This window comes from Halorussus salilacus, assembly GCF_024138125.1.
Lineage (GTDB): Archaea > Halobacteriota > Halobacteria > Halobacteriales > Haladaptataceae > Halorussus > Halorussus salilacus.
In genome coordinates, this window is the sequence record NZ_CP099993.1 from 2,540,866 (window position 1) to 2,564,539 (window position 23,674).

General features: G+C 66.8%; 22 protein-coding genes, 2 tRNA genes and 1 pseudogene. 16 read left to right on the forward strand and 9 right to left on the reverse strand.

Features of this window, described 5'->3' with window-relative positions:
- Window positions 1-10: 10 nt before the first annotated feature.
- Together pstC and NGM10_RS13125 are read right to left on the reverse strand one after the other, a co-directional pair.
- Window positions 11-931: a phosphate ABC transporter permease subunit PstC gene (pstC, locus tag NGM10_RS13120; RefSeq protein ID WP_253479471.1), complete on the reverse strand. Its 921-nt coding sequence runs from the start codon at window positions 929-931 to the stop codon at window positions 11-13.
- A gap of 51 nt (window positions 932-982) precedes the next feature.
- Window positions 983-1,987 (reverse strand): PstS family phosphate ABC transporter substrate-binding protein, encoded by a 1,005-nt coding sequence (locus tag NGM10_RS13125; protein WP_253479473.1) that lies wholly within the window; start codon window positions 1,985-1,987, stop codon window positions 983-985.
- Between the two features lie 273 nt (window positions 1,988-2,260).
- Between NGM10_RS13125 and NGM10_RS13130 the strand changes: the two genes are divergently transcribed.
- Window positions 2,261-3,259: a phosphate uptake regulator PhoU gene (locus NGM10_RS13130; RefSeq protein ID WP_253479475.1), complete on the forward strand. Its 999-nt coding sequence runs from the start codon at window positions 2,261-2,263 to the stop codon at window positions 3,257-3,259.
- A gap of 24 nt (window positions 3,260-3,283) precedes the next feature.
- Here NGM10_RS13130 and NGM10_RS13135 read toward each other — a convergent pair whose 3' ends face one another.
- On the reverse strand, window positions 3,284-4,429 hold the full coding sequence (locus NGM10_RS13135; RefSeq protein WP_253479477.1) for a CBS domain-containing protein: 1,146 nt from the start codon (window positions 4,427-4,429) through the stop codon (window positions 3,284-3,286).
- An 87-nt stretch (window positions 4,430-4,516) separates the two neighbouring features.
- Here NGM10_RS13135 and NGM10_RS13140 point away from each other — a divergent pair, with 87 nt between their 5' ends.
- The 3 genes from NGM10_RS13140 to NGM10_RS13150 all read left to right on the forward strand — a co-directional run bounded on the left by NGM10_RS13140 (window position 4,517) and on the right by NGM10_RS13150 (window position 6,329).
- Entirely contained in the window at window positions 4,517-4,810 is a 294-nt protein-coding gene (locus tag NGM10_RS13140) for a lycopene cyclase domain-containing protein (RefSeq protein ID WP_253479478.1), read from the forward strand.
- A gap of 201 nt (window positions 4,811-5,011) precedes the next feature.
- Window positions 5,012-5,677 (forward strand): DUF7344 domain-containing protein, encoded by a 666-nt coding sequence (locus tag NGM10_RS13145; RefSeq protein WP_253479480.1) that lies wholly within the window; start codon window positions 5,012-5,014, stop codon window positions 5,675-5,677.
- 4 nt (window positions 5,678-5,681) lie between these two features.
- Entirely contained in the window at window positions 5,682-6,329 is a 648-nt protein-coding gene (locus NGM10_RS13150) for a DUF7504 family protein (protein ID WP_253479482.1), read from the forward strand.
- Between the two features lie 106 nt (window positions 6,330-6,435).
- Here NGM10_RS13150 and NGM10_RS13155 read toward each other — a convergent pair.
- Window positions 6,436-6,509, reverse strand: a tRNA-Val gene (locus NGM10_RS13155).
- A gap of 242 nt (window positions 6,510-6,751) precedes the next feature.
- Here NGM10_RS13155 and trpD point away from each other — a divergent pair.
- Genes trpD through trpG form a run of 4 tightly spaced genes read left to right on the forward strand, consistent with a single transcriptional unit; the run spans window position 6,752 to window position 10,603 of the window.
- Window positions 6,752-7,756, forward strand: a complete 1,005-nt coding sequence (gene trpD, locus NGM10_RS13160) for an anthranilate phosphoribosyltransferase (protein WP_253479484.1) — start codon at window positions 6,752-6,754, stop codon at window positions 7,754-7,756.
- Window positions 7,753-8,403 carry a phosphoribosylanthranilate isomerase gene (locus tag NGM10_RS13165; RefSeq protein WP_253479486.1) on the forward strand — a complete coding sequence of 217 codons (651 nt, stop codon included), beginning with the start codon at window positions 7,753-7,755 and terminating at the stop codon, window positions 8,401-8,403. The genes trpD and NGM10_RS13165 overlap by 4 nt, the downstream gene beginning before the upstream one ends.
- Window positions 8,400-10,025 (forward strand): anthranilate synthase component I, encoded by a 1,626-nt coding sequence (gene trpE / locus NGM10_RS13170; protein WP_438267154.1) that lies wholly within the window; start codon window positions 8,400-8,402, stop codon window positions 10,023-10,025. Before NGM10_RS13165 ends, trpE begins: the two co-directional genes overlap by 4 nt.
- Entirely contained in the window at window positions 10,022-10,603 is a 582-nt protein-coding gene (trpG, locus tag NGM10_RS13175) for an anthranilate synthase component II (protein WP_253479488.1), read from the forward strand. The genes trpE and trpG overlap by 4 nt, the downstream gene beginning before the upstream one ends.
- A gap of 358 nt (window positions 10,604-10,961) precedes the next feature.
- Here trpG and NGM10_RS13180 read toward each other — a convergent pair whose 3' ends face one another.
- Window positions 10,962-11,141 (reverse strand): DUF8029 family protein, encoded by a 180-nt coding sequence (locus NGM10_RS13180; RefSeq protein WP_253479490.1) that lies wholly within the window; start codon window positions 11,139-11,141, stop codon window positions 10,962-10,964.
- A 407-nt stretch (window positions 11,142-11,548) separates the two neighbouring features.
- Between NGM10_RS13180 and NGM10_RS18365 the strand changes: the two are divergent.
- The 4 genes and pseudogenes from NGM10_RS18365 to NGM10_RS18240 all read left to right on the forward strand — a co-directional run.
- Window positions 11,549-12,004, forward strand: a pseudogene (locus NGM10_RS18365) (ribonucleotide reductase N-terminal alpha domain-containing protein); the annotation flags it as partial.
- Between the two features lie 39 nt (window positions 12,005-12,043).
- On the forward strand, window positions 12,044-15,769 hold the full coding sequence (locus NGM10_RS13185; RefSeq protein ID WP_438267170.1) for a ribonucleotide reductase barrel domain-containing protein: 3,726 nt from the start codon (window positions 12,044-12,046) through the stop codon (window positions 15,767-15,769).
- A gap of 163 nt (window positions 15,770-15,932) precedes the next feature.
- Window positions 15,933-17,198: an aryl-sulfate sulfotransferase gene (locus NGM10_RS13190; RefSeq protein WP_253479494.1), complete on the forward strand. Its 1,266-nt coding sequence runs from the start codon at window positions 15,933-15,935 to the stop codon at window positions 17,196-17,198.
- 26 nt (window positions 17,199-17,224) lie between these two features.
- Window positions 17,225-17,344, forward strand: a complete 120-nt coding sequence (locus NGM10_RS18240; RefSeq protein ID WP_303656276.1) for an HVO_2523 family zinc finger protein — start codon at window positions 17,225-17,227, stop codon at window positions 17,342-17,344.
- A gap of 3 nt (window positions 17,345-17,347) precedes the next feature.
- On the opposite strand, the gene NGM10_RS13195 is transcribed toward NGM10_RS18240, so the two are convergent.
- Window positions 17,348-18,847 carry a molybdopterin-dependent oxidoreductase gene (locus NGM10_RS13195; protein WP_253479496.1) on the reverse strand — a complete coding sequence of 500 codons (1,500 nt, stop codon included), beginning with the start codon at window positions 18,845-18,847 and terminating at the stop codon, window positions 17,348-17,350.
- 64 nt (window positions 18,848-18,911) lie between these two features.
- Complete coding sequence (locus NGM10_RS13200; RefSeq protein ID WP_253479498.1) at window positions 18,912-19,556, reverse strand: TVP38/TMEM64 family protein; 645 nt, start codon at window positions 19,554-19,556, stop codon at window positions 18,912-18,914.
- Between the two features lie 184 nt (window positions 19,557-19,740).
- Here NGM10_RS13200 and NGM10_RS13205 point away from each other — a divergent pair, with 184 nt between their 5' ends.
- Window positions 19,741-20,151, forward strand: coding sequence for a DUF5830 family protein (locus NGM10_RS13205; protein WP_253479499.1), 411 nt, complete (start codon window positions 19,741-19,743; stop codon window positions 20,149-20,151).
- On the opposite strand, the gene NGM10_RS13210 is transcribed toward NGM10_RS13205, so the two are convergent.
- The gene (locus NGM10_RS13210) at window positions 20,135-21,313 is read right to left on the reverse strand and encodes a DUF7115 domain-containing protein (RefSeq protein ID WP_253479501.1); all 1,179 of its coding nucleotides are present in this window, start codon (window positions 21,311-21,313) and stop codon (window positions 20,135-20,137) included. The genes NGM10_RS13205 and NGM10_RS13210 overlap by 17 nt on opposite strands.
- A 165-nt stretch (window positions 21,314-21,478) precedes the next feature.
- On the opposite strand from NGM10_RS13210, the gene NGM10_RS13215 reads away from it, so the two are divergent.
- The 3 genes from NGM10_RS13215 (at window position 21,479) to NGM10_RS13225 (ending at window position 22,614) form a co-directional block, all read left to right on the forward strand.
- A tRNA-Met gene (locus NGM10_RS13215) sits at window positions 21,479-21,629 on the forward strand.
- 302 nt (window positions 21,630-21,931) lie between these two features.
- Complete coding sequence (locus tag NGM10_RS13220; protein WP_253479503.1) at window positions 21,932-22,228, forward strand: DUF8028 family protein; 297 nt, start codon at window positions 21,932-21,934, stop codon at window positions 22,226-22,228.
- A 188-nt stretch (window positions 22,229-22,416) separates the two neighbouring features.
- Entirely contained in the window at window positions 22,417-22,614 is a 198-nt protein-coding gene (locus NGM10_RS13225) for a hypothetical protein (protein ID WP_253479504.1), read from the forward strand.
- 30 nt (window positions 22,615-22,644) lie between these two features.
- Here NGM10_RS13225 and NGM10_RS13230 read toward each other — a convergent pair whose 3' ends face one another.
- The gene (locus NGM10_RS13230) at window positions 22,645-23,586 is read right to left on the reverse strand and encodes a DMT family transporter (protein ID WP_253479506.1); all 942 of its coding nucleotides are present in this window, start codon (window positions 23,584-23,586) and stop codon (window positions 22,645-22,647) included.
- Window positions 23,587-23,674 lie beyond the last annotated feature (88 nt).

Sequence of the window (23,674 nt, forward strand, 5' to 3'; positions counted from 1 at the left end):
ACCTCTGTGTTCATTCGTACTCCTCCCGGTAGCGCGAGGCCACCCAGTTGCTCGCGACGTTCATCGAGAACGTGATGACGAACAGCGTGAGACCGATGGCGAAAAGCGCGTAGTAGGCGGCGGTACCGCCCGCGAGGTCGCTGGTCGAGAGCTGGACCATCGCGGAGGTCATCGGCTGAATCGAACTGAACGGACTCGGGAACAGTTGCGGGCTCATCCCCGCGGCGACCACCACGATCATCGTCTCGCCGATGGCCCGCGAGAGCGCGAGGATGAACGACGAGAAGATTCCCGAAACCGCGGCCGGGATGACGACGGTCGTCGTCACCTCGAACTTGGTCGCGCCGAGTCCGTACGCGCCCTGTCGGAGCGAGTCGGGCACCGCGCTCATCGCGTCCTCGCTGAGGCTCGACACCATCGGGATGATCATCACGCCGACCATGAGGGACGCGCTCAGCAGATTGAACGTGCTGACCGGGACCCCGACCGCCTGAAGCGCCGGTGTGACGTACACGAGCGCGAAGAAGCCGTAGACGACCGTCGGGATGCCCGCCAGCACTTCGAGCGCGGGCTTGAGCACCGACCGCGTGCGGTCGGTCGCGTACTCGCTGAGGTACGCCGCCGAGGCGGTCCCGACGGGAATCGCTACCAACGCCGACAGCACGGTCACCGCCAGCGTGTTGCTCACGAGCGGCAGGACGCCGAACGACTCGCCGATCTTGGGGCTCCAGCTCGTGCCGGTGAAGAACGCCACGGGCGACACCCGCGTGAAGAACTCGATGGCGTCGAACAGCAACGTCGCCACGATGGCGAGCGTCACGAACACCGAAAGCGCCGCGCACACGAACAGGAACCACTTGATGGCGGACTCCTTGGCCGACCGGGTGCGGTTCTCGCCCGCGAACTCCGGCCGCGCTGGTTCCTCGCTCATCGGTTCGTTGTTCACGGTGGAGGTGGTAAAGGTAGGTGATTCGGCGCTCGGCTACTCGTTGCGAATCTCGTCGAGTTCGTCGAGGTTCTGGTCGCGCAGATCGGCGTTCGCGGGCACGTAGCCGATCTCGCTCACGATGTCGGTCTCGGACTGCTCGATGTAGTACTTCAGGAACTCGTAGACCTGGTCTTTCTCCTGAATCGACTCGGCCGCCGGATAGATGAACAGCGGGCGCGCCATCGGGTAGTCGCCCGACTTGGCGTTTTCGAGGTTCGGCTTGACCGCATTCGAGACGTCTTCCTCGGCGACGTTGACGGCCTTCACGCGGTCGCTGTTCTCCTGATAGTAGGAGTACCCGAGGTAGCCCATCGCGTTCTCCGAACCCTCGACGCCCTCGATGATCTTGTTGTCGTCCTCGGTGGGTTCGTAGTCATCGCGGTGAGAGCCCGCTTCACCGACGACGTTCTCGGTGAACCAGTCGAACGTGCCGGAGGTCGAGGCGGGCCCGTACAGTTCGAGTTTCTCGTCGGGCCAGTCGTCGCGCACGTCGCTCCACGTCTCCGCGCCGTCGGGCTCCCAGATCTGAGCGAGTTCGTCGAACGTGATGCTCTCGATGTCGGATTCGGTGTTGACGACGACCGTGAGCGCGTCGCTCGCGATCTGGAACTCCCGCGGGTCGACGTCGTTCTCGCCGCAGTTCTCCTCTTCTTCCTCGGTGATGGGACGGGACGCGCCGTTGATGTCGGAGTTGCCCGGACAGAAGTGGTTCTCGAACCCGCCGCCGCTCCCGGTCGAGTCGACCGAGATGTCGACCTCCTCGTTCTCCTTCTCGAACTCCTCGGCCATCGCGACCGAGACCGGGTACACCGTACTGCTCCCGGTGACCGTCACGTCACCCGAGAGGCCACTGCCTCCTTCTTCCGTCTCGGTGTCGGACCCACCCGAACCGCCGCCGTTCTCGCCGATGCAACCAGCTAGGGCGGCCGCGCCGAGCGCACCCGTGCCGACGAGGAACTTTCGTCGCGATTCGAACGTCGGTCGCTCCGTGTCTGTCATCACCTGAAACGAGGACGTAGTCGATGTAAATACTCTACTATGAAGTCTATATAGTGTTGGGTTGATGCACGCTCTCAAGGGGACGAAATGGCGAAGAGAGCTCGAAGATTCTCGGCTCTCGGCAGGTCGCGTGATGTCGAGAAACGCCGGGTAACGGCTCAATTAGCCCGTTGAAATCGGCTGAGGGTTCTACGTGTCTGCTCGGAATCCTGAACCCGAACTCGGTATATAGAGATAGGTGGATTTATCCCTAATCGAATGTGACGTACGCACATGGAAACCCGGAAGGTGCAGGTCACGGGCGGTTCGACGTTCACGGTCTCGATTCCGAAGGACTGGGCGACCGATAACGGCATCGAGGCGGGCGAGCGACTCGCGTTCTACCCGCAGGACGACTCGCTCGTGGTCACGCCCCGCGATTCGGACGAGAAGTCCGAGGGGACCCTCGACATCACCGACCTCCGTGGCGAGAGCCTCACCCGGACCGTGATGACGATGTACGTCAGCGGCTTCGACGTGATGGTGCTCGAATCGGGGCGCATCGACGCCGACCAGCGTCAGGCCATCCGACAGGCGACCCAGAGTCTCGTCGGACTGGAGGTCATCGAGGAGACCGGCGACCGGGTGGTCATTCAGGACCTGCTCGACTCCTCGGAGCTGTCGGTCCACAACGCGGTCACGCGCATGCGACTCATTTCTTTGAGCATGCTCGAAGACGCGGTAACCGCCATCTGCGAGAACGACGACTCGCTCGCCGAGGACGTCATCGAGCGCGACGACGACGTCGACCGCCTGTGGTTCATGGTCTCGCGCATCTTCCGGGCCACGCTCAGGACGCCGAAGGCCGCCGAGGAACTCGGGATTCCCCGCGAGGTCTGCTTCGACTACCACTCCAGCGCGCGTCAGCTGGAGCGGATCGCCGACCACGCCGCGAAGATGGCCCAGCACGCCCGCCAGCTCGGCGAGATTCCCGAGGAGGTGGCCGAGTCACTCGGAGGCCTCCACGCCGACGCCGCCGAGATCGTCAACACCGCGATGGACGCCCTCCTGCTCGACGACAGCGCGGAGGCGACCGCGCTCGCCAACGAGGCCCGCGAGCACGTCCGGGAGATAGACCAGCACACCCGAACCGTCGACGACCAGATACGGGACCTCGACGCCCAGCAGGCTCAACTGCTCGGGCTCATCGTCGACTCGCTGTCCAGAAGCGGCGACTACGGCGGCAACGTCGCCGAGACCGCACTTCAGAAGGCCGCACCTCGGCCCGAATAAGTCTAAAATCGCAGTTTTCCCGTCTCAGAGCTCGCCGAGCTTCCGCAGGAGCTGGCCCTCGTACTCGCGGTCGCTCTGGACGCCCTTCACTTCGAGGACGTTGCGCTCCAGCTTGTCGCGCGCGACGCTGAACGCCTGCTCGGCACCGTAGCCCTCGCCCGACCCCGCGACCTGTCCGCGGTTGGTCCGCAGGCGGATGGCACACTGGATGAGCGGCGTGCCCCGGAGCGTCTCCTTGTGCTCCTGGAACCGGACGTGGGCGTGACGGACCTGCATCTTCTGGTACTTGTCCGATATCTCCGAGATGGACTCGCGGATGTCGGCACGGCTGATGGTATCGAGGAGTTTGATGTTGGTTATCTGCACGTCCATCACGTCCTCTTCGGTGTACGACAGCGCGCGCAACACGTCGGTCTTGGTGAGGACGCCGCCGACCACGCGGTCGTCGTCCTCGGGGGTGACGACGAGACCGGCGTAGTCGCTGTCGAGCATGCGCGAGACGGCGTCGCGGACCGACTCGCCGAGCGAGGTGGTCTCGACCGGACTCGACATCACGTCGTAGACGGGGAGGTCGAGCATCCGGTCGAGGTCGCCCGCGCGGTCGCCCTTTCCGGTGATGCGCTGTTCGTTTCGGGTCGCGAAGTCGACCACGTCGTGGGTCGTCACGACGCCGGTGAGGAAGCCGTCGTCGTCGACGACCGGGAGGCGCGAGATGCCGTGTTCGCGGAGTCGGTTGATGGCCTGCCCGAGGGTCGCGTCCTCCCCGACGGTGATGACGTTCTCGGTGAAGATGTCCTCGACGGTCAGGGTGTCGAGGTGTTCGAGGACGCCTTCGAGGATGTTGTCCTCGTCGACCACGCCCCAGAGTTCGCCGCCCTCGAAGACGGGAGCGACCTTGGTGCCGCCCTCGACCAGCGACCGGGCGACGTCCCGGACGTTGTCGGTTCGCTCGACCTTGGGTGCCGACTTGGCGAGCGTCTCGACCTTGGTGTGGTCCTCGATGTGCGAGCGGAGCAGTTGCTTCTGGGTGAGCACGCCCTCGTACTCGCCCGCTCTCATCACGATGATGCCTTTCGGATTCTCTTCCTCGAAGATCGAGCGCGCCTTCCCGAGGTTGGATTCGGCCTCGATTTCGATGTAATCGGTAGTGGCAATGTCGGAGATGTCCATCTTCGTTTGAACCGACACGCGCGACGCTCTTGAAAGTTACCGCATTCGGGCAGAGGGATTTTGACGCTTCCCGCCGTAGCGACCCGCGTGATACCCGACATCGGCGCGGCGTTCGGCGAGTACACCTACCTCGTAACCGAGGTGGTCTGGGGGACGGTCGCGGTAGGGCTCCTTTACCGTGCGGGGGCGCTGACCCGGGCCGCGCGTACCATCGCCGTTCTCTACCCCATCGCGTACGTGTGGGACTGGTACACGCTTCATATCGGCGTGTTCGCCATCGAACTTCGGACCGGGGTCGACGTTCTCGGCATCCCGATAGAGGAACATCTGTTTATGATCGTCGTTCCGGCACTCGTGCTCGGCATCCACGAAAACCTGTGACGTATTAGCACGATTCTGCAGTTCGCTGGACCCTCCGAAAACGGGGAGTAAGTGCCGGTTACCGACAGAAGGCGGCGGGGTGAAACGGACGTGCAACAGTTCGTAAGCAACGGTTTCCGATAGGTAAATGGTGAATAACAAAGGCTAATCCGGGCGATGTGTTCTATCCATGCTGGGTTACGAGCAAGGGGTGGCATATTAATGAGCACCATTGGTGACTCATCCGGAACAGGAAGCACCGAACCGGAGGAGACTCCGGGCCAAGAGGAGGCGACCGTCGCCGACGGTCGGGTCTCCGACGCGGTCGACTCCCGGGAGGAGGAGACGACCGAGGAACTCTCCCGAGACCTCGTCTTCGACGTTCTGAAGAATCGACGGCGGCGGTACGCCCTCCATTACCTGCGTCGAGCCGACGGCTCCGTCCAACTCTCGGAGCTCGCCGAGCAGGTCGCGGCGTGGGAGAACGACACGACCGTCGACGCGATCTCCGCGGCCGAGCGAAAGCGCGTGTACACCGCCCTCTACCAGTCTCACCTGCCGAAGCTGGACGACGCGAGCATCGTCGAGTACAACCAGAACCGCGGCATCGTCGAACTCTCGGACGCATCCGAGCAACTCGACGTGTATCTGGACCTCGACGCCCAGCCCGATATCCCGTGGTGCAACTGGTATCTCGGTCTCGCTGTCGCCGGACTCGGTGTGCTGACGGCGGCGTGGCTCGGCCTTCCGCCCTTCTCGCTGGTCGCCGACGTCCTGCTGGCGACGCTCATCGTGGCCGCCTACGCCGCCGTCGCGCTCGCGCACGTCTACTTCACGCGTCACGCCGCCGCGGCGAACGAAGCGCCGCCGGAGCTACAGGAGGCGTAGAGCCGTGGAGGACGCGGTCGGCTCCGGGGCCGGGTCCCGGATCGGTATCGGGTCTCAGTCCGGACTCGGGTCCGAACCCGAGTCCGAACCCGGGTCGGCTCCGCGGTCGGAGCCGACCCGGGAGGGATTCGGGGGAGCGGGGACCCAGACGCTGGTGTCGACGCCAGCGAACGCGTCCCCGCTGGCGGAGCTACCCGACTGCGCCTACGACAACCTCCTCATCATCGCCGTGCGCGACCATCCGACCAAGATCGAGGCGCGACTCGAACGCGAGGGCCACGACACCGCCACCGTCGGCGTGGTGCCGGTCGTCCCCGCCGCCGGAGACTACGACGGGGACCTCTGGACGACCGACCCCGTCAGACCGAACGACTTGACCGGCCTCGGAATGCGGTTCTCGGACGCCGTCCGCCACATCGAATCGGGGACCGGATGGGTGCTTCTCGACGCGCTCGGCGTCCTGCTCGTGTACTCGGAGGAATCGCGGGTGTGTCGGTTCTTCCAGACGCTGGCGAACCGGGTGCGAGCTCACGGCGCTCGCGGCGTCTACTGCATCGCGCCCGAGGCGGTTTCCGACGGGACCTACGAGCGGTTCCGGAGCATGTGCGACGCCGAACGCGACTCCGCATGCGCGTCGACGGACTCGACGTGAGCGCGAACGTTGGGAGTCGGCGCGGTCAGCGTACTCTGCGAAAATAGCGTCCTCGGGGACGCGACGATCAAGACGAATCTCCGATTCGGAAACGAAGGAAGTGGAGTGGGTTTGGGCAGATTTGAACTGCCGACCTCCTCCATGTCAAGGAGGTGTCATAACCAACTAGACCACAAACCCATTTCGGTGCGGTCTTCGTCGGACGCATTTCTGGGTTTGTCCGGGGTATAATTGAACCTTTCGGATTACGACGCGGTCCAGCGATTTTCCGAGAAGGATACTCGGTAGCGGTGGGAACGCGTCGCGAGCGACGCGTTCCCACCGCTACCGGTCGGCCCCGACCGGACGGACCACCCCGACACCTTTAAGTCGATGTACGGATGTGTTCATCACAAGACGAAGAAGTACATTGGTGATTCCAAATGCAGGACTCCATCGAACGCGTCACCGACGGACGGGACCTCTCGCTCGACGAAGCGCGCGAGGCGGCCGCAGCCGTCTTCGAGGACGCGACCGACGCACAGATCGGCGCACTGCTCGCCGCCCTCCGCGCGAAGGGCGAGACCGAGGACGAAATCGCGGGGTTCGCACAGGGGATGGCCGACGCCGCCCGGACCATCGACCCCGACCGCTCGCCGCTCGTCGACACCTGCGGAACCGGCGGCGACGACTACGACACCATTAACGTCTCGACCACGAGCGCCATCGTCGCCAGCGGCGCTGGCGTCCCCGTGGCCAAGCACGGCAACTACTCGGTGTCCTCCTCGTCGGGGAGCGCCGACGTGCTGGAGGAGGTCGGCGTCGAGATCGACGCCGAACCGCCAGCGGTCGAGGCCGCCATCGAGGACGACGGCATCGGGTTCATGCTCGCGCCCGTCTTCCACCCCGCGATGAAGGCGGTCATCGGCCCGCGGAAGGAACTCGGCATGCGGACCGTGTTCAACGTCCTCGGCCCCCTCACGAACCCCGCGGGTGCCGACGCCCAGATCGTCGGCGTCTACGACCCCGACCTCGTGCCCGTGCTCGCGCGCGCACTCGCCCGGATGGACGTAGAGCGCGCGCTGGTCGTCCACGGCTCTGGCATGGACGAGATAGCAGTCCACGACGAGACGACCGTCGCGGAGGTCCGCGGCGACGACATCGAGGAGTACGGCCTCGCGCCCGCCGACCTCGGACTGGACCGACGCGACGTGACCGACGTGGCAGGCGGCACCCCCGAGGAGAACGCCGCCGACCTTCGGGGCATCGTCGAGGGGGACGTGACCGGCGCGAAGCGCGACATCATCCTCGCCAACGCCGGGGCGGCGGTCTACGTCGCCGGGGAGGCCGACTCGCTCGAAGACGGCGTCGAGCGCGCGGCGAAGGCAATCGACGACGGCGGCGCGGCCGACCAGCTCGAACGGCTCCGAGGGACCGTGACGGCATGACCCGCGTGAAAGTCTGTGGCATCACCTCCCGGGAGGACCTCGACCTCGCGGTCGAGGCTGGTACCGACGCGGTCGGTCTGCTCGTGGACGTTCCGGTCGACTCGCCGCGAGAGATAGACCCGCGGCTGGCCGCCGACCTCGCCGATGCGGCCCCACCGTTCGTGACCACGGTGCTGGTGACGATGTCCGACGCGCCCGACTGCGCCGCCGACCTCGCGCGCGCCGTCGAACCCGACGCGATTCAGGTCCACGGCGAGATGACCGTCGGCGACCTCGCGTACCTCCAGTCGAACGTCGACGCTCACGTCATCAAGGCCGTCGACGCCGCTGACCCCGGGGCGGCCCGCCGATACGACGAGGTCGCCGACGCGTTGCTCGTCGATTCGGTGGACGACGACGGCGCGGGCGGCACCGGCCGGACTCACGACTGGGAGCGCACCGCGTCGGTCGCGGCCGACCTCGACTCGCCGGTCGTGCTCGCTGGCGGCCTGACGCCCGAGAACGTCGGCGACGCGGTCCGCGCGGTCGAACCGTTCGCGGTGGACGTGGCGAGCGGCGTGGAGTCGTCGGGCGGCCGGAAGGACCCCGAAGCCGTCGCCGCGTTCGTCGACGACGCCAAGTGCGCGCTGGAGACATCGACGCCATGACTTCTGACGCCACGAACGCCGACGCCATGACGCCAGAACGCGAGCGATTCGTCGAACTCGCCGAGAGCGACGACCGCACGGTCGTCCGAACCGCCGTCGAGCTCGACGCCGAGACCGCGCCGCTGTCGGCCTACGCCGCGCTCACGGGACGGTCGACCGACCGCGACCCCGCCGACTACGCCTTCCTGCTGGAGAGCGCCGAGAAGACCGCCTCCAGCGACCCCGACGGCGCGTTCTCGCCGGGGTCGTCGGGCGACCGCCACGCCCGCTACTCCTACGTGGGCTACGACCCGGACGCGGTCGTGACGGTCGAACCCGGGGAGGTGTCGGTCGAGTCGCTGGGCGGCCGCGCGGGCGAGTACGTCTCGCCCGACGCCGCGGGCGACACCCTCGACGCGCTCCGAACCGCCCTGCCGGACGCCGAGCGGCGTGGATTCCCGGGTGAGGGCGACGTGGACCGCCAGCACTTCGACGGGGGACTGGTCGGCTTTCTCGCCTACGACGCGGTGTACGACCTCTGGCTCGACGAGGTGGGAGTCGAGCGTCCCGAGTCGCGGTTTCCGGACGCCCGGTTCGTCCTCAACACCAAGACCGTCGCCTTCGACCACCTCGCCGGGACAGTCTCGCTCGTGTTCACGCCCGTGGTGGGACCCGACGACGACCCCGAGACGGTGTACGACGAATTCCGGGCCGAGGCCGACCGCGTGGCCGCCCTGCTCGACGGGACCACCCCGCCCGAGACGGACGGGTTCGTCCGGGAGGACGAAACCGCGGGACCGCGAGACGAGTACGAGGACGCGGTCCGGACCGCCAAGGAGCACGTCCTCGACGGCGACATCTATCAGGGCGTCATCTCGCGCAAGCGCGAACTCCGCGGGGACATCGACCCGCTGGGGTTCTACGAGGCGCTCCGGGACGTGAACCCCTCGCCGTACATGTATCTGTTGGGCTACGACGACCTGACCGTGGTCGGCGCGAGCCCCGAGACGCTGGTGTCGGTCCGGGGCCGCGAGGTGATGGCCAACCCCATCGCGGGCACCTGCTCGCGAGGGTCGAGTCCGGTCGAGGACCGCCGACTCGCGGGCGAGATGCTCGCCGACGGCAAGGAGCGCGCCGAGCACACCATGCTCGTCGACCTCGCGCGAAACGACGTGCGCCGGGTGAGCGAACCCGGAAGCGTCAGCGTCGACGAGTTCATGAACGTCCTCAAGTACAGCCACGTCCAGCACATCGAGAGCACCGTCACGGGGCGACTCGCCGACGACTCGAACCCGTTCGACGCGACGCGCGCGGCGTTCCCCGCCGGGACGCTGTCGGGCGCGCCCAAGATACGGGCGATGGAGATCATCGACGACCTCGAACGCTCGGCCCGCGGGCTGTACGGCGGCGGCGTGGGCTACTACTCGTGGACCGGCGACGCCGACTTCGCCATCGTCATCCGGACCGCGACGGTCGAGCACGAGGGCGGCGACCCCGACCGCATCACGGTGCAGGCGGGCGCTGGCATCGTCGCCGACAGCGACCCGGCCTCCGAGTACGAGGAGACCGAGAAGAAGATGGACGGCGTGCTGACCGCGCTCCGGGAGATAGAGGTCTCCCGCCCGCCGGAGGTGGGACGATGACCGAGGTGCTGTTCGTGGACAACTTCGACTCGTTCACGTACAACCTCGTGGAGTACACCAGCGAACACGCCGACACCGAGGTGGTTCGGAATACCGCCTCGCTGGCCGACGTGCGCGAGACCGACCCCGACGCCGTCGTCATCTCGCCCGGTCCGGGCCACCCCGAGAACGACCGAGACGTGGGCGTCACGCTCGACGTGCTCCGAGAGGTGAGTCCGGAGGTGCCGACGCTCGGGGTGTGTCTCGGCCTCGAAGCCGCGGTCTACGCCTACGGGGGGTCGGTTGGGCGCGCGCCCGAACCGATTCACGGAAAGGCCTTCCCGGTCGCCCACGACGGGCGGGGGGTCTACGCGGGGCTGGAGCAGGGGTTCCGTGCCGGTCGGTACCACTCGCTGGTCGCGACCGAGGTCCCCGACTGCTTCGAGGTGACCGCGACGACCGACCACGAGGGAACGGAACTGGTGATGGGTATCCGCCACCGGGACCACCCCATCGAGTGCGTCCAGTTCCATCCGGAGAGCGTGCTCACGGCCGTCGGTCACGACGTGATCCGGAACTTCCTCGACGGCGTGGCGTAACCCCGTTTCGACCCTGTTGGCACACCCCAATTTCGGGGGAGTCGCGACCGCGAGCGAGACGGCGACGGTCCGCCGTCTCGCTCGCGGTCACGGCGACCCGTGTGTTCGATAGCGTCCGGTCCGCTGATCGTCTTCGGTTTTGGCTCAGCCGTATTTCAGGTTAGTCGGACTGGCGGTTACGAGGTACGGCGGTTTCGCCGCCGTTCGGCGGCGAAACCGCTTTGGGACACTGCTGGCTGACTCACCAGCTATCTGCCCGCAACCGCGGGAGGACGATATACGTCCTCCGCGCGAAACGTCCAGTCCGGATTGGCCCCGGCTTCGTATTTAAAAGCTCGCGTCGAGGGGATGCGTCGCTCTACAGCAGGACGCCCGCTGTGTAGAGCGCACTAACGACCACGATGGCGACGAGGAGTAGCTTCCAGGCGACGCTCAACACGATTCGACCCACGAGGACGACGACCGCGAGGACGACCAATCCGGCCAGCAATTTTCCGAGCGGCGTCGCGAGCAGGCCGACGAACAGCGAAGGGAACATATCGGAGACACGGGAGCCGTGGACCCTAAACGTATCGGCCAGCGGACCATCGGGCGGGCCGAGGAAGTCGCCAGCTTGCGACGGGGTAAGCCGAACGTACTTAAGTACTCTCCCAGTTCGCCGACCACTTCCACTGCGGTCTACATACTCTTATTACCCTCCGGACCTAACGGACGAACGAACACCGAGAGTCGCGAATCCGTCCCGATCTGTCGGTCGGATGGACCTTCGCGACCGATTTCATTTCCGGACAGAGGCATCACAGTACAATCATAGTTGTAGTAGTCCAACTGCGACAGCAAAGGTTAAACCGGTGGCTTCAGAATGCAATCTCCGTCACGAATGAACCGCAACACTCGAACCAACGGTCCCGAAATCGACCGACAGACTCCCGAGGTGACCCGCGCATGAGCGGTGCGGGCGAACTCACCGCCGACGAGCTCACCCTCCCCATCAAGCGCACCGAAGGTGAGACGCTGGAGGACCGACTGACCGCCAACGCCTACCACAACATCCTCCCGGCGCGCTACCTCCGGAAGGACGCGAACGGCGACCTCGTCGAGGAGCAGGAGGACCTGTTCGTGCGCGTCGCGAAGAACATCGCGCTGGCCGAGGCCGTCTACGAGGCCGACAAGCGCGACGAGGAGATCACCGTCACGCCCGACCAGCTCAAACCCGACCACCCCCGACGCGACGAACTCGCCGAGGAGGTGTTCGGCGCGGGCACGACCGCCGACGACGACGCCGAGACCGAGCTGTCGGTCTACAACGTAAACAAGTTCGCCTACGAGACGGTGGTCCCCGAGCTTCCCGAGGAGGTCCGCAGCCACGTCGAGGACGTCCGCGAGGAGTTCCAGGACCTGATGGAGGACCTCTCCTTTATGCCGAACTCGCCCACGCTGATGAACGCGGGCGACGAACTCCAACAGCTGTCGGCCTGCTTCGTCGATTCGCCCGACGACGACATCGACGACATCCACCAGACCGCCAAGGAGGCCGCGCAGGTCTTCCAGTCCGGCGGCGGCATGGGCTACGCCTTCTGGCAACTCCGCCCCTACGGCGACGCCGTTGGGAGCACGGGCGGCATCGCGTCGGGTCCCATCACCTTCATGCGCACGTACGACCAGATGTGCGAGACCATCGCGCAGGGCGGTGCCCGGCGCGGTGCCCAGATGGGCGTCATGCGCGTCTCCCACCCCGACGTCATCCAGTTCATCCACGCCAAGAACAAGGACGTGAGCCTCGCGGAGACCCTCCGACTCAACGACCCCGACGACTACACCCACAACTCCTTCGGCGAGGCGCTCGAAGAGGCCCGCGAGCTCATCGACGACGAGGGCCGGGTCCCCAAGCACCTCCGGAACGCCGCCGAGGGCCACCTCTCGAACTTCAACATCTCGGTGGGCGTCACCGACGACTTCATGGAGGCCCTCCAGAACGGCGAGGAGTTCACGTTCACGAATCCCCGAACCGAGGAGCCCCACGTCGCCACCGAGCACACCAAGGAGCTCTACGAGATGTTCGGCCTCGGCGAGCACGTCGAAGTCGGCGAGGAACTGTCGATTCCCGCGGAGCTCATCTGGGACCGCATCGTCGACGGTGCTCACGAGAACGGCGAACCCGGCGTCATCTACCTCGAACGCGTCAACAAGGAGCACTCGTTCGACGTCGAGGAGCATCCCGACCACCGGATTCTGGCGACCAATCCGTGTGTGACCGGTGACACGCTACTCAGCACCGAGAACGGTCTCGTTCCGGCTGAGGAACTGTACGAAAAGGGCGTTGCAACCGATATCGTCGTGGATGGTCGACTTAGCGAGGACTCCGTAAAGGAAGCGAGCAGTGTCTACAAGACCGGAGAAAAAGACGTTTACAAACTGACTACGGCGGAAGGTTACGAACTCCGTCTGACTGCCGACCACCGCGTGATGACCGACGACGGCTGGGTCGAAGCCCGGAACCTCGACGCGGGCGATACGGTCCACATCGTGAATCAGAAGGGCGAGTTCGGCCAGCATGGGACTGCCGAAGAAGGCAAAGTGCTCGGTTGGCTCGTCGGCGACGGCCACCTCAAGCACGGTGAAGAGCGCGCCGTCCTCAATTTCTACGATGAGGACACCGAGATCTCGGAGGACTTCGCTGGCCACGTCAACGAAGTCGTTCGTGAACCGACCGGGAACGCGAACTACGAGGTCGGAGTCCAGCAGATCCAACGCGCCGACGAGTATCGTGGTGTCGACGCGCAGGAAGAGCGGGTTCGCTCTGCTCGTCTCTACGAACTCGCCGAACAGGCCGAGCTCACCGACGATAAGCTACAGGTCCCCGACAGCGTGATGCGGGGAAGTGAGGAGATGGCCCGCGGCTTCCTTCAGGCGCTGTTCACTGCCGACGGAAGCGTACAGGGGAACGTCGAGAAGGGCGTCTCGGTGCGACTCCACAGCGTCGACACCGACCTCCTCAAAGAGGTTCAGCAACTCCTGCTCAACTTCCGAATCGCGAGCAAGGTCTACGAGGAGCGCCACGAGGCAGGGACGCACGCGATGCCCGATGGCAATGGCGGCACCACGGAATACGACCGCCAAGCGGACCACGACCTCGTCATCGCGAAGGACAATCTCGTTCGTTTCCAAGAGGAGATCGGTTTCCTCCTCGACTACAAGAACGAGCAACTCCGCGAACATCTCGACTCCTACGACCGCGGTCCGTACAGCGAACGGTTCGAGGCTACGGTCGAATCTGTCGAACGAGACGGTCACGAAGTGGTCTACGACCTGACCGAGCCCGAAACTCACTCGTTCGTCGCCAATGGCCTCGTCGTTCACAACTGTGGTGAGCAGCCCTTAGAGGAGTACGAGGCCTGCAACCTCGGCCACATCAATCTCTCGACGCTGGCCGACACCGACGCCCCCGACTGGCGGGTCTGGTACGACGAGCACGGCGAGGAGTACGACGACTTCTCGGAGGCGGTCGACGCCTTCCTCGCCGAGGCGATGGCGTGGGACGAGTTCGACCACCGCATCTCCTACGGCACCCGGTTCTTGGAGAACGTCGTCACGATGTCGGACTTTCCGGTCGAGAAGATAGAGCGGAAGGTCCGAGAGATGCGCAAGATCGGGCTGGGCGTCATGGGGCTGGCCCAGCTGTACATCCAGCTCGGTGTCGAGTACGGTAGCGAGGAGGCCAACGAGATCGCGCGCCAGCTGATGCGGTACATCAACCACGAATCGAAGTGGACCTCCCACGAGCTCGCCGAGGAGCGCGGGTCGTTCGCGGAGTGGGACAACTCGAAGTACGCCGACCCGACCGAGTACCGCGAGTGGTTCGAGAAGCAGACCGGCCTCGACGCCGAGGAGTGGGCCGACGGGTTCGCGATTCGCAACCACAACACGACCACCATCGCGCCGACCGGCACCACCTCGATGGTCGGCAACACCACGGGCGGGTGCGAACCCATCTACAACGTCGCCTACTACAAGAACGTCTCCGACGACGTGCAGGGCGACGAGATGCTCGTGGAGTTCGACGACTACTTCCTCCGCGTGCTGGAGGACAACGACATCGACGTCGAGGAGGTCAAGCGCGAGGCACAGGACCAGATGGCGGAAAACGAGTTCGACGGCGTCGAGGGGCTCGAAACCGTCCCGGACGCCATCGGCGAGCTGTTCGTCGTCACCAGCGACCTCACCGGCAAGGAACACGCCGCGGTCCAGTGCGCCTGTCAGGAGGGCGTCGACTCAGCGATCTCGAAGACCTGCAACTTCCCCAACGACGCGTCCAAGGGGGACATGCGCGAGGTGTTCGAGTACATCTACGAGAACGGCGGCAAGGGCGTGACCGTCTATCGGGACGGCACCCGCTCGAAGCAGGTTCTGACGACCCGCGCCGACAACAAGGAGTTCGCCGACGAGTCCGAGGCCGCCGAGGCGCTCGTCGAGCAGATTCGCGAGGTGTTCGGCGGTATCGAGGGCTTCGTCGAGAGCGACGAGGTGCAGGCCCACCTCGACCAGCAGGTCGAGTCCATCCTCGAAGCCGCAGACGGCGAGGACTCGTCCGGAGCCTACGCCGAGAAGCGCCCGCGTCCCGACGTACTCCACGGCATCACCCAGCGCATCGACACCGGCTACGGCAAGCTCTACGTCAACATCAACGAGGACGACCGGGGCCGACCGTTCGAGCTGTTCGCCAACATCGGCAACTCCGGCGGCTTCACCGCGTCGTTCACCGAGTCGCTCGCCAAGACCATCTCGACCGCGCTCCGCTCGGGCGTGGACCCCGAGGAGATCGCAGACGAGCTTCAGGGCATCCGTAGCCCGAAGGTCGCGTGGGACAAGGGCGAGCAGATAAACTCCATCCCGGACGCCATCGGCACCGCGATGCGCCGGTACCTCGATGGCGAAGTCGAGAAGGCCTACCCCCAACAGAAGAACCTGACCGAGGTCGAAGAGGAGGTCCAGCCCGAACAGCAACCCGAGGGCGTCGAGCTCAGCGCGGCCGACAGCCACGAGGCCGACCAGCAGGACATCATCGACTCGGGCGAGAGCCCGGAGTGTCCGAGTTGCGGGTCGCTGTCGCTGTACTACTCGGAGGGCTGCAAGACCTGCGAGTCGTGTGGCTGGAGCGAGTGCTGAACGGTTCAAAGACCGCTTAACCCCGGCTATTCGTTATTTCCGTTGACCCGCGGCCGGAGAAGTTACGGTGGTTGGATACGCACCTGTCGATTATGCGTTCGAACGGGCGAAAACGGGACGGCGGGCGGGCGCGCGACGACGCGACGAGCGGAGGGTCGGTACGGTGAGCGCTCGCCACCCGCTCCGGCGCGGTCTGTTCCTCGTGGTCGCCGGTGCGTTGCTCGTCGCGGTGGCGTTCGGTGCGGGATGGGCGCTCGCACCCGACACCGACCGCGTCACCGAGGAGGCCGACCCGGACAACACGACGTATCTGGTCGGCGTGCAGGGACCCGGCCCGAACGGGAACGTGACCGCCATCGACGGCCACGGCGACGTCCGGTGGAGCATCGGCGACATCATCAGCTACCAGAACGTCCAGCGACTCGACGACGGCCGGGTGCTGGCGACGTTCGCCGCGGGCGGCTACGAGGCCTGCGGCCCCTACGACCCGCCGTGCAAGCGCACCGGCTACCGCATCATCGACTCCGAACCGGAACCCACCGTCGAGGACGAGTGGAGCTATCCGGTCAAGACCCGCAAGGACAGCGAGGTCCACGACGCCGAGATGCTCGACAACGGCGACGTCCTCGTGGCCGACATGGAGTGGGAGAGCATCTTCACCTACGACCCCGAGTCGGGCGAGCGAAACTGGACGTGGAACGCCAGCGACCACTACGAGGCCCCCGAGGACCCCCGGAGCGAGGACTGGCTCCACCTCAACGACGTCGACTACATCGGCGACGACCGCTACCTCGTCTCGATCCGCAACGAGAACCAGTTGCTAATCGTCGAGCGCGGCGAGGGCGTGGTCGAGGTCATCAACGAGGACGGCGACGAGGACGTGCTGAATCAACAGCACAACCCCCACTGGCTCGGTGACGGCGCGGTGGTGGTCGCCGACTCCGAGAACCACCGCGTGGTCGAACTCCACCGCAACGAATCGTCGGGCGAGTGGGAGGTCGCGTGGCAGGTCGCCAAGGTCGGGGGCATCGCGTTCGACTGGCCCCGCGACGCCGACCGTCTGCCCAACGGCAACACGCTGGTGACCGACAGCCGGAACAACCGCGTGGTCGAGGTCACCGAGAACGGGAGCGTCGTCGCGAGCTACGAGGTCCCGTCGCTCCCCTACGAAGCCGACAAGGTTCCGCACGGCGAACAGCCAGCCGACACCGAGGGCCTTGAACCCTACGGCACCGACAGGGAGACCGACCTCGGTCTGTTCGACCGCAAGATTCCCGTGCTGTGGCTCCTGCTCGCGGGCGCTCGGGACGTAATCGCGCTTCCCTACTGGGTGTCCGAGGTCCACGTCTTCGTCGTGCTGGTCGCCGGAGTCCTCTGGCTGCGAGGGGGCTACCTGCTGGCGCGGGCCGGACTGCGTGGGAAAGGGTGATGTCGCCCGCGGCCTCACGTTCTCCCATGAGCGAGACGGGCGGCCGACCCTGTCCCATGTGCGGGGAGCCGATGTACCACCGCCACTGCAAGTACGTCTGCCCGAACCACGGGGTCGTCATGGACTGCGCCGACACCTTCTACTGACTGTCACGCCTCGACGCGCCTCGACACCCAGCCGGTCGGCCCGCTCGGGAACGCCTCGCTCTCCTCGCGGGGTTGGACCGTCCCCTCGCCGTCGGTGGCTCGGACGACCACCTCGTGGGGGCCGCCGGGTTCGTAGGTGTACTCCCACTGTCGCCAGACGTCTCGGCCGGACCACGACCGGTCGTTCGACGCGTCTCGCCGGTCGGTGGCCCTCGGCGGGGGGTCCGAGAGCGTCGCTTCGTCCCACGACTCGCCGCCGTCGGTCGAGACCTCTACGTTCTTGATTCCGCGCGTGCCCGCGTAGGCGTGGCCGCCGACCTGCACCCGCCCCGAGTCGAGGCGGTTCACGGCGTGGAGCTTCGCCACCGTCTCGACCGGGCCGGTGCCGTGCCACCCGCGCTTCTCCCAGTAGCCCTTCCGCTCTTCGTCCAGCACCTCGATTCCGGTGACCCACTTGACGTTTATCTCGCCCCAGTGGCCCGGAACGAGCAGGCGCACGGGATAGCCGTGGCCCCGGGGGAGCGGTCGGCCGTTCATCTCGTACGCGAGGAGGGCGTCTTCGAGCGCCGCCAGCGGGAACTCCTGGAAGTAGTCGTCGGCCGCCCGGACCATCACGCAACACTCCTCGGGGAGATCGCCCATCAGGTCCGTCACGGGAACGCCGGTCCAGAGCGCGGTGTCCATCTTCTTGCCGTTGAGCGAGTCCCCGACACACCGGAGGGTGACGAACCGCCGCTCGGCGTCGCGGTCGGTCAGGTCGGCGTAGTCGAACTCTCGTTGCTCGCCGACCGCACCGGTCACCCGCAGCGACCACTCGTCGGCCTCGACGGTCGGGTCGACGCTGTTGATGTCCACCTGATAGAATCCGTCGCTGACCAGCCCTTCGAGACCCGCCACGTCGAGGGACCTCGACGCCGCCTCGTCGAGCAGGTCGGCGACCGCCGGGGGGACCTCGTCGTCGCCCTCGGCGGGGCCGCCGCTGGCCCCGCCCTCAGGGTCTCGCCCGCCGCCGAGGACCGCACCGACACCACTCACGGCGGCCGACGCCGCGACCGCGCGCAGGACGCGCCGCCGCACCGCCGACCGTTCGGTGTCGCCCCGGAAGTCGGCCGCGACGGCGGCCGCGACCACCCCCGTGGCCGCGCCCGCCGCGAGTCCGGGGACGACCGCGCCGGTCAGTCCCACCGCCAGCGCGAACGACCCCAGCGCGGCGGCGGGCGGCGTCGGAGCGCCGCCCGCCGCCGCGAGTCGGCCGCCGAGTTCGGCCGCCAGCCCGAACAGACAGACCGCGAGCGCCAGCGCCAGCGCGAAGCCGAGTCGCTGTCCGAGGTCGCCGAGGGCCTCTATCGACCACGCGAGTACGGCGTCGGGCGTGGCCGCGACCACGAGGTCGGCGACCGGCGCTGCGACGAACGCGGGAGTGAACCCGGCGACGGCGTACGACCCCGCGACCGCCGCGACCCCCGATGCGAGCGCGACCGGGAGGGTCGTCCTGAGCTCCATACCCTCCCAACGTCGACCGCACGTAAATCGGTTCGTTCGAACTCCGTTCCGAATCCCTCGCGCGCTACCGGGCGCTCGCCGCGCGGTACGCGGGCCCAGCGAGGAGCGCGAGCGCCACCGCGACTCCCGCCGTGAGGAGTTCCCAGCCGACCGCGCTCGCGCCCGCGACCGAGAGGCGTTCGAGCGAACTCCCCGCGAGCACCGCCGCCACGGTCCACGGAATCTCGCCGACCGCGGTCCCGACGACGAACGCGCCGGTCGAGACGCCCGACAGACCCGCGGTCGCCGAGACCGGGTCCGAGGGCGCGGGCAGGAGTCGGGAGACCACCATCCCGCGCAGGTCACCCGTCGCCGAGAAGAAGCGCTCGCCCGACGCGCCGAGGCGGGCCACGAGGCCCGACCCCTCGCCGACGTACCGCGCGAGGAGGAAGGGGGCGAGCGCGCTCGCGGTCGTTCCCGCGAGCGCGACCGGGAAGCCGACGACGGGACCGAAGCCGTAGCCGACGAGGACCGCGACCAGCGAGGTGGGCCACGCGAACAGCGGGCGCACGAGGTACGCACCGACGAGCAGGCCAGCGAACAGCGCGGGCCGGTCGGCCACGCGCCGGGCGGTGTCGAGGAGGGGGTCGGGGCCGACGAGGACGCTCGCGGCCACGACGGCCGCGAGCACCCCGAGGCTGGCGGCCTGTCGGCGGACGTAGCGGGGCATCTCGGCGTGGGGTTTCGACTCGCCGCGTAACTGCTTTTTGGGTCGGTCTCGGGGAGGCCGACTCACACCAGTCGTGCCGGTGAATCTGTCCACGGGAGTCGGCCCCACGATTTGTGACCACGGGACGCCCACGCTCGCACCTCTCGCGCAAGCTTTAATCCGTCTCGCGAGCGATTCGGAGTCGATGGCCGACGACGCGGAGGCGGAGGATTCGAGCGCCGAGTCGGAGGAACGGGACGCCGAAGCCGACCCGGTGGAACTCGGCGTCGAACTCCTCTCGAAGCTCGAACACCCCGAACTCACGGTCGCGGAGGCGGTCGACCGCATCGAGACGGTCACGACCCACCCGGCGACCACCCGCGAGATTCTCGACGAGGCCGAACTCCGAGGGGTCATCGACCGCGAGGACGGTATCGTCAGGCCCACGGGCGGCGGCTACGTCAGCTTCGAGAGCGAAATCGTCACCAAGGAGGGGGAGTTCTCGTGTCGGCGCTGTGGCGCGAGCATCTCGACGGGTTACTTCCTGAAGCTCGACGCCGGGGAACACGGGGCGTTCGGCCCCGAGTGCATCCGGAAGGTCACCGGCCGCGACTGAGCTCCTCGACCAACTGTTCGAGCGTGCGCTGTTGCTCGGCCAGCAGTTCGTTCTGTCGCTGGACGGCCTCGGTCAGCGCTTCGAGCTGGGCCTCGGTGTCGTCGCTTTCGAGTTCCGAACTCGCGGGTTCGAAGCCCGAGTCGGCGAAGCCGCCGGTCTCCCCTCTCTCGCCGGACCCCGTCGCCCCGACCGACTCGCTCCCGGCTATCGGGTCGGACTCGATGCCAGCCTCGGCGGTCTCGGTGAGTTCGCTCGCGTGGGTTCCGTCGTCAGTGTCGATTGGGTCGTCGGCGTCGGCGGTCTCTCCCGCGTCGCTCGCCTCGCCGAACGCGCCGTCGTCGGCGTCGCCGGGGCGCTCGCCGGTCGTCACGCTCGCGTCGTCGTCGATTATCGCGCCGTCCTCGTCGAGTTCCGGCGGATTGGCGTCGATGGGGTCGACGCCGCCCGCCAGCGGGTCGGCGGTCTCCTCGTCGGTCGAGTCGCCGTCTTCGGGGTCGGCTTCGGCCTCGGACTGCGACTCGGGGTCGGCGTGTGCGCGGGCGAACTCCTCGTAGGAGCCCATCCCGTGGTGGGCCAGGAGCGCGCGCTCGATGCGCTCGCGGACCTCGCGGGTCTGGTCGCTCGGGGTCTTGATGCGTTGGGGGCGGCCCTCGGTCTCGATGATGATCTGGGAGGAGACGTTGCCCTCCTCCACGTCGAGGGCGGTCACGTCGTCGAAGTGGAACTCCTCGTAGTCCTCGTCCCAGACCGCCGCGCCGACGTGCTTGACGACGCGCTCGCTGGTGATGACCAGCGTGAGCTCGCTGAACTGGTAGGTCTGCTTGACCGTCTCGTCGGCACCGGTCACGTCGGCGGCGTTCAGCACGCCCGCCAGCACGGGATGGAGCGCCTCGTAGAGGCGATTCGAGGGGACCTTGAACTTCTCTGCGCCCTCGATGCCGAAGTCGAGTTCGATGGCCGACTTGCGCCGTCCCTCCGATATCTCGATCCGTTCGGCGTCGTGGGGGTACTCCTCGACGGACTCGTCGCTGAGGAGTCCGTCGGCGCGGTAGATGAGGGTGCGGGTCCGAGTCACGTAGAGGGCGTCCTCGCCGCCGAGCGGGACGTGGGCCGCGACCTGTTCGCCGTCGAGCCGAGACTGTACGATACCGGGAACGCTCATGCTCAGGTATGATTAGCCGCCCGGCTTAAATCCGCCGGGTGCGTCGGCCGGTCGGAAGTGGGGCGTTCGTGCGAGCGGGCCGAGCCGAAAATCCCCGTGCGTCGCGGTGACGGACCGACCGAAGATGAGAACTTTAAAGGGTACCTCCCGCTTACGACTAATCGAGCCCGGGTGGCTTAGCTGGACATAGCGCCGCACTCATAGGGTTCTGAGATTCGGTGCTCAGGCCTTGGAAGCCTCCCCATGTCCGACGAGGACTGCCGAGCCTCGAACCTGGGACATGCGGAGATCGAGGGTTCGGAGCCCTCCCCGGGCATTTTTCGAAACCATGGTCCCTAGTCCCACGTCTCCAGTTTGGAATACGCGCTCCCTGAACCCGCGATGGAAACGCCTGATTACCGTCCGAGACCCAGTCGTATCGCGGGATTTATGAAATCCCTCACACCGCAGAAAAAACGCTCAGAACCGGTTTTAAATTTTATAACGGTTTCTCAAGCCGTTTTGAAACGTCTCCACTCCGACCGTTCACGGTGAACTGATTTGAAATCGCGCTAACGCTCGCTCCCTTATATGACCCCGGCGGTGTAACGAGCAATCGAAGTCGAGGTGACCGCCACGATGTCCGAACCCTCCATCCAAAACGAAAACAAGTCCGCCATCGGTTCCCCTGCTGACGCCGGAGAGGCGACCGCAGGGCGCCGCAAGCTCGCCGCACTCGCCCGCACCTACAGGGAGCACGCGCTCACCCAGCCCATCCAGATCGTCGGCTTCTGGTCGGCGGTCGCGCTCCCGTTCCTCTATCTCCCCCTGCTCGTCACCGGCATCTCGTCGGAGGCTGAACTGCTCACCTTCGTCGGTCTGCTCGCGCTCAATCTCGCGGCCCTCCTGGCCGGGCACGGCCACAAGCGCGAGTGAGCAACCCCCATCCGTTCGGCCCTCCCCGATTCGTCGTCCCCCTCTCTGCTCTCCCTCTTTCGCCCCCGTCTCTCGTACTCCTCGCCCTTCCGCATCCGGAACCCCTCGGCCGCCGAGTCGGGGCGGTCGGCCGACCGGCGAGCCCCGAACCCCAAGAGCTTTGCACCCCCGTCGAACACAAGACGCCGATGACCTCACCGGAGAACCGCGGGGAGTTCGCAGCGTCGGACCGCGACTCCCGGACGCCGGTGCTGTACGCCGTCGCGGCGACGGTCGTCGCGCTCAACAGCGCGCTGTACTTCTTCGGCGCGGAGGCACTCTCACACCCCGCGGTCTCGGCGCTCGGCCTCGCGTTGCTGGTCCCGCTGTACCTCCGAGACGACTGAGGAGAGCCCCACCCAGTCGGTGGAAGACGGCTATCGCTCCGACCGGACCATCCCGACCACGGCACCCCGAAGTCGCGGGAGCTCTCGCGCGAGCGCGCGGCGCTTCACCAGACAGAACCCCGCGAAGATTATCAGGAACCCGACGACGGTGGCGAGGTCGATGACCTCGCCGAGGAACCACCACCCCGACAGCGCCGCGAACATCGGCGCGACGTACGAGACGAGGTTGATCTCGATGGGGCCGAGTCTGTCGAGCAGGTCGAAGTAGATGAGGAAGCCGACCGCGCTCGCGGCTATCGAGAGGTACGCCATCGCGGCGAACGCCTCCGGGGTCCACCGAATCGCGGCGAGCGACTCGCTCGGGCGCGCGGCGCTGACACCGTGCATCAGGACCGCGCCGAGGAGCATCGACCACGCCTCCATCGTCTCGATGGGGAGCTCGGCGTCGATGCGCCGGGTCAGCACGCTCCCGAGCGCGAACGACGCGGCCGCCGCGAACACCAAGAGCTTGCCGACCACGTCGGCCGCCAGCAGGTCGTTCGGGTCGGGCTGGCTCAGGACCGCGACCCCGACCAGCCCCAGCAGCAGGCCCGCGACGCCCGCGGCGGTCAGGCGCTCGCTGGGCAGGAACAGCCGCGCGAACCCGGTCGTGAGCACCGGACTGAGGCTCACGATGACCGAGGCCGCGGCGCTCGTGGTGTGCTGTTCGCCGACGAACAGGAAGGCGTGGTACGCCGCGATGAGGAGGGTCCCGCCGACCCCGACCAGTAGCCACTCGTTTCGAGTTCGGGGCCGCCACCGCTCGGTCGCGTACACCGCGTAGCCCAGCATCAGCACGCCAGCGACGTCGTAGCGGATCGCGGCGAACAGGACGGGCGGGAAGTAGTCGAGTCCGGCCTTGATGGCCATGAACGCAGACCCCCAGACGGCGGCCAGGACGACGAACAGCGCGACGTTCCGGTATCTACTCACGGCCGAGAATCGACGCCCGCCGGGGGTCAACGTTTCGATGGGCGTCCGACTTGCCGGTTGCGGGCCGAGCGGCCTCCGGCGCGCCGGA

Coding starts and splice junctions, on each gene's coding strand:
- pstC (WP_253479471.1), bottom strand. CDS start 931: ATGAGCGAGGAACCAGCGCGGCCGGAGTTCGCGGGCGAGAACCGCACC.
- NGM10_RS13125 (WP_253479473.1), bottom strand. CDS start 1,987: ATGACAGACACGGAGCGACCGACGTTCGAATCGCGACGAAAGTTCCTC.
- NGM10_RS13130 (WP_253479475.1), top strand. CDS start 2,261: ATGGAAACCCGGAAGGTGCAGGTCACGGGCGGTTCGACGTTCACGGTC.
- NGM10_RS13135 (WP_253479477.1), bottom strand. CDS start 4,429: ATGGACATCTCCGACATTGCCACTACCGATTACATCGAAATCGAGGCC.
- NGM10_RS13145 (WP_253479480.1), top strand. CDS start 5,012: ATGAGCACCATTGGTGACTCATCCGGAACAGGAAGCACCGAACCGGAG.
- trpD (WP_253479484.1), top strand. CDS start 6,752: ATGCAGGACTCCATCGAACGCGTCACCGACGGACGGGACCTCTCGCTC.
- NGM10_RS13165 (WP_253479486.1), top strand. CDS start 7,753: ATGACCCGCGTGAAAGTCTGTGGCATCACCTCCCGGGAGGACCTCGAC.
- trpE (WP_438267154.1), top strand. CDS start 8,400: ATGACTTCTGACGCCACGAACGCCGACGCCATGACGCCAGAACGCGAG.
- trpG (WP_253479488.1), top strand. CDS start 10,022: ATGACCGAGGTGCTGTTCGTGGACAACTTCGACTCGTTCACGTACAAC.
- NGM10_RS13180 (WP_253479490.1), bottom strand. CDS start 11,141: ATGTTCCCTTCGCTGTTCGTCGGCCTGCTCGCGACGCCGCTCGGAAAA.
- NGM10_RS13185 (WP_438267170.1), top strand. CDS start 12,044: ATGAACGCGGGCGACGAACTCCAACAGCTGTCGGCCTGCTTCGTCGAT.
- NGM10_RS18240 (WP_303656276.1), top strand. CDS start 17,225: ATGAGCGAGACGGGCGGCCGACCCTGTCCCATGTGCGGGGAGCCGATG.
- NGM10_RS13195 (WP_253479496.1), bottom strand. CDS start 18,847: ATGGAGCTCAGGACGACCCTCCCGGTCGCGCTCGCATCGGGGGTCGCG.
- NGM10_RS13200 (WP_253479498.1), bottom strand. CDS start 19,556: ATGCCCCGCTACGTCCGCCGACAGGCCGCCAGCCTCGGGGTGCTCGCG.
- NGM10_RS13205 (WP_253479499.1), top strand. CDS start 19,741: ATGGCCGACGACGCGGAGGCGGAGGATTCGAGCGCCGAGTCGGAGGAA.
- NGM10_RS13210 (WP_253479501.1), bottom strand. CDS start 21,313: ATGAGCGTTCCCGGTATCGTACAGTCTCGGCTCGACGGCGAACAGGTC.
- NGM10_RS13220 (WP_253479503.1), top strand. CDS start 21,932: ATGTCCGAACCCTCCATCCAAAACGAAAACAAGTCCGCCATCGGTTCC.
- NGM10_RS13225 (WP_253479504.1), top strand. CDS start 22,417: ATGACCTCACCGGAGAACCGCGGGGAGTTCGCAGCGTCGGACCGCGAC.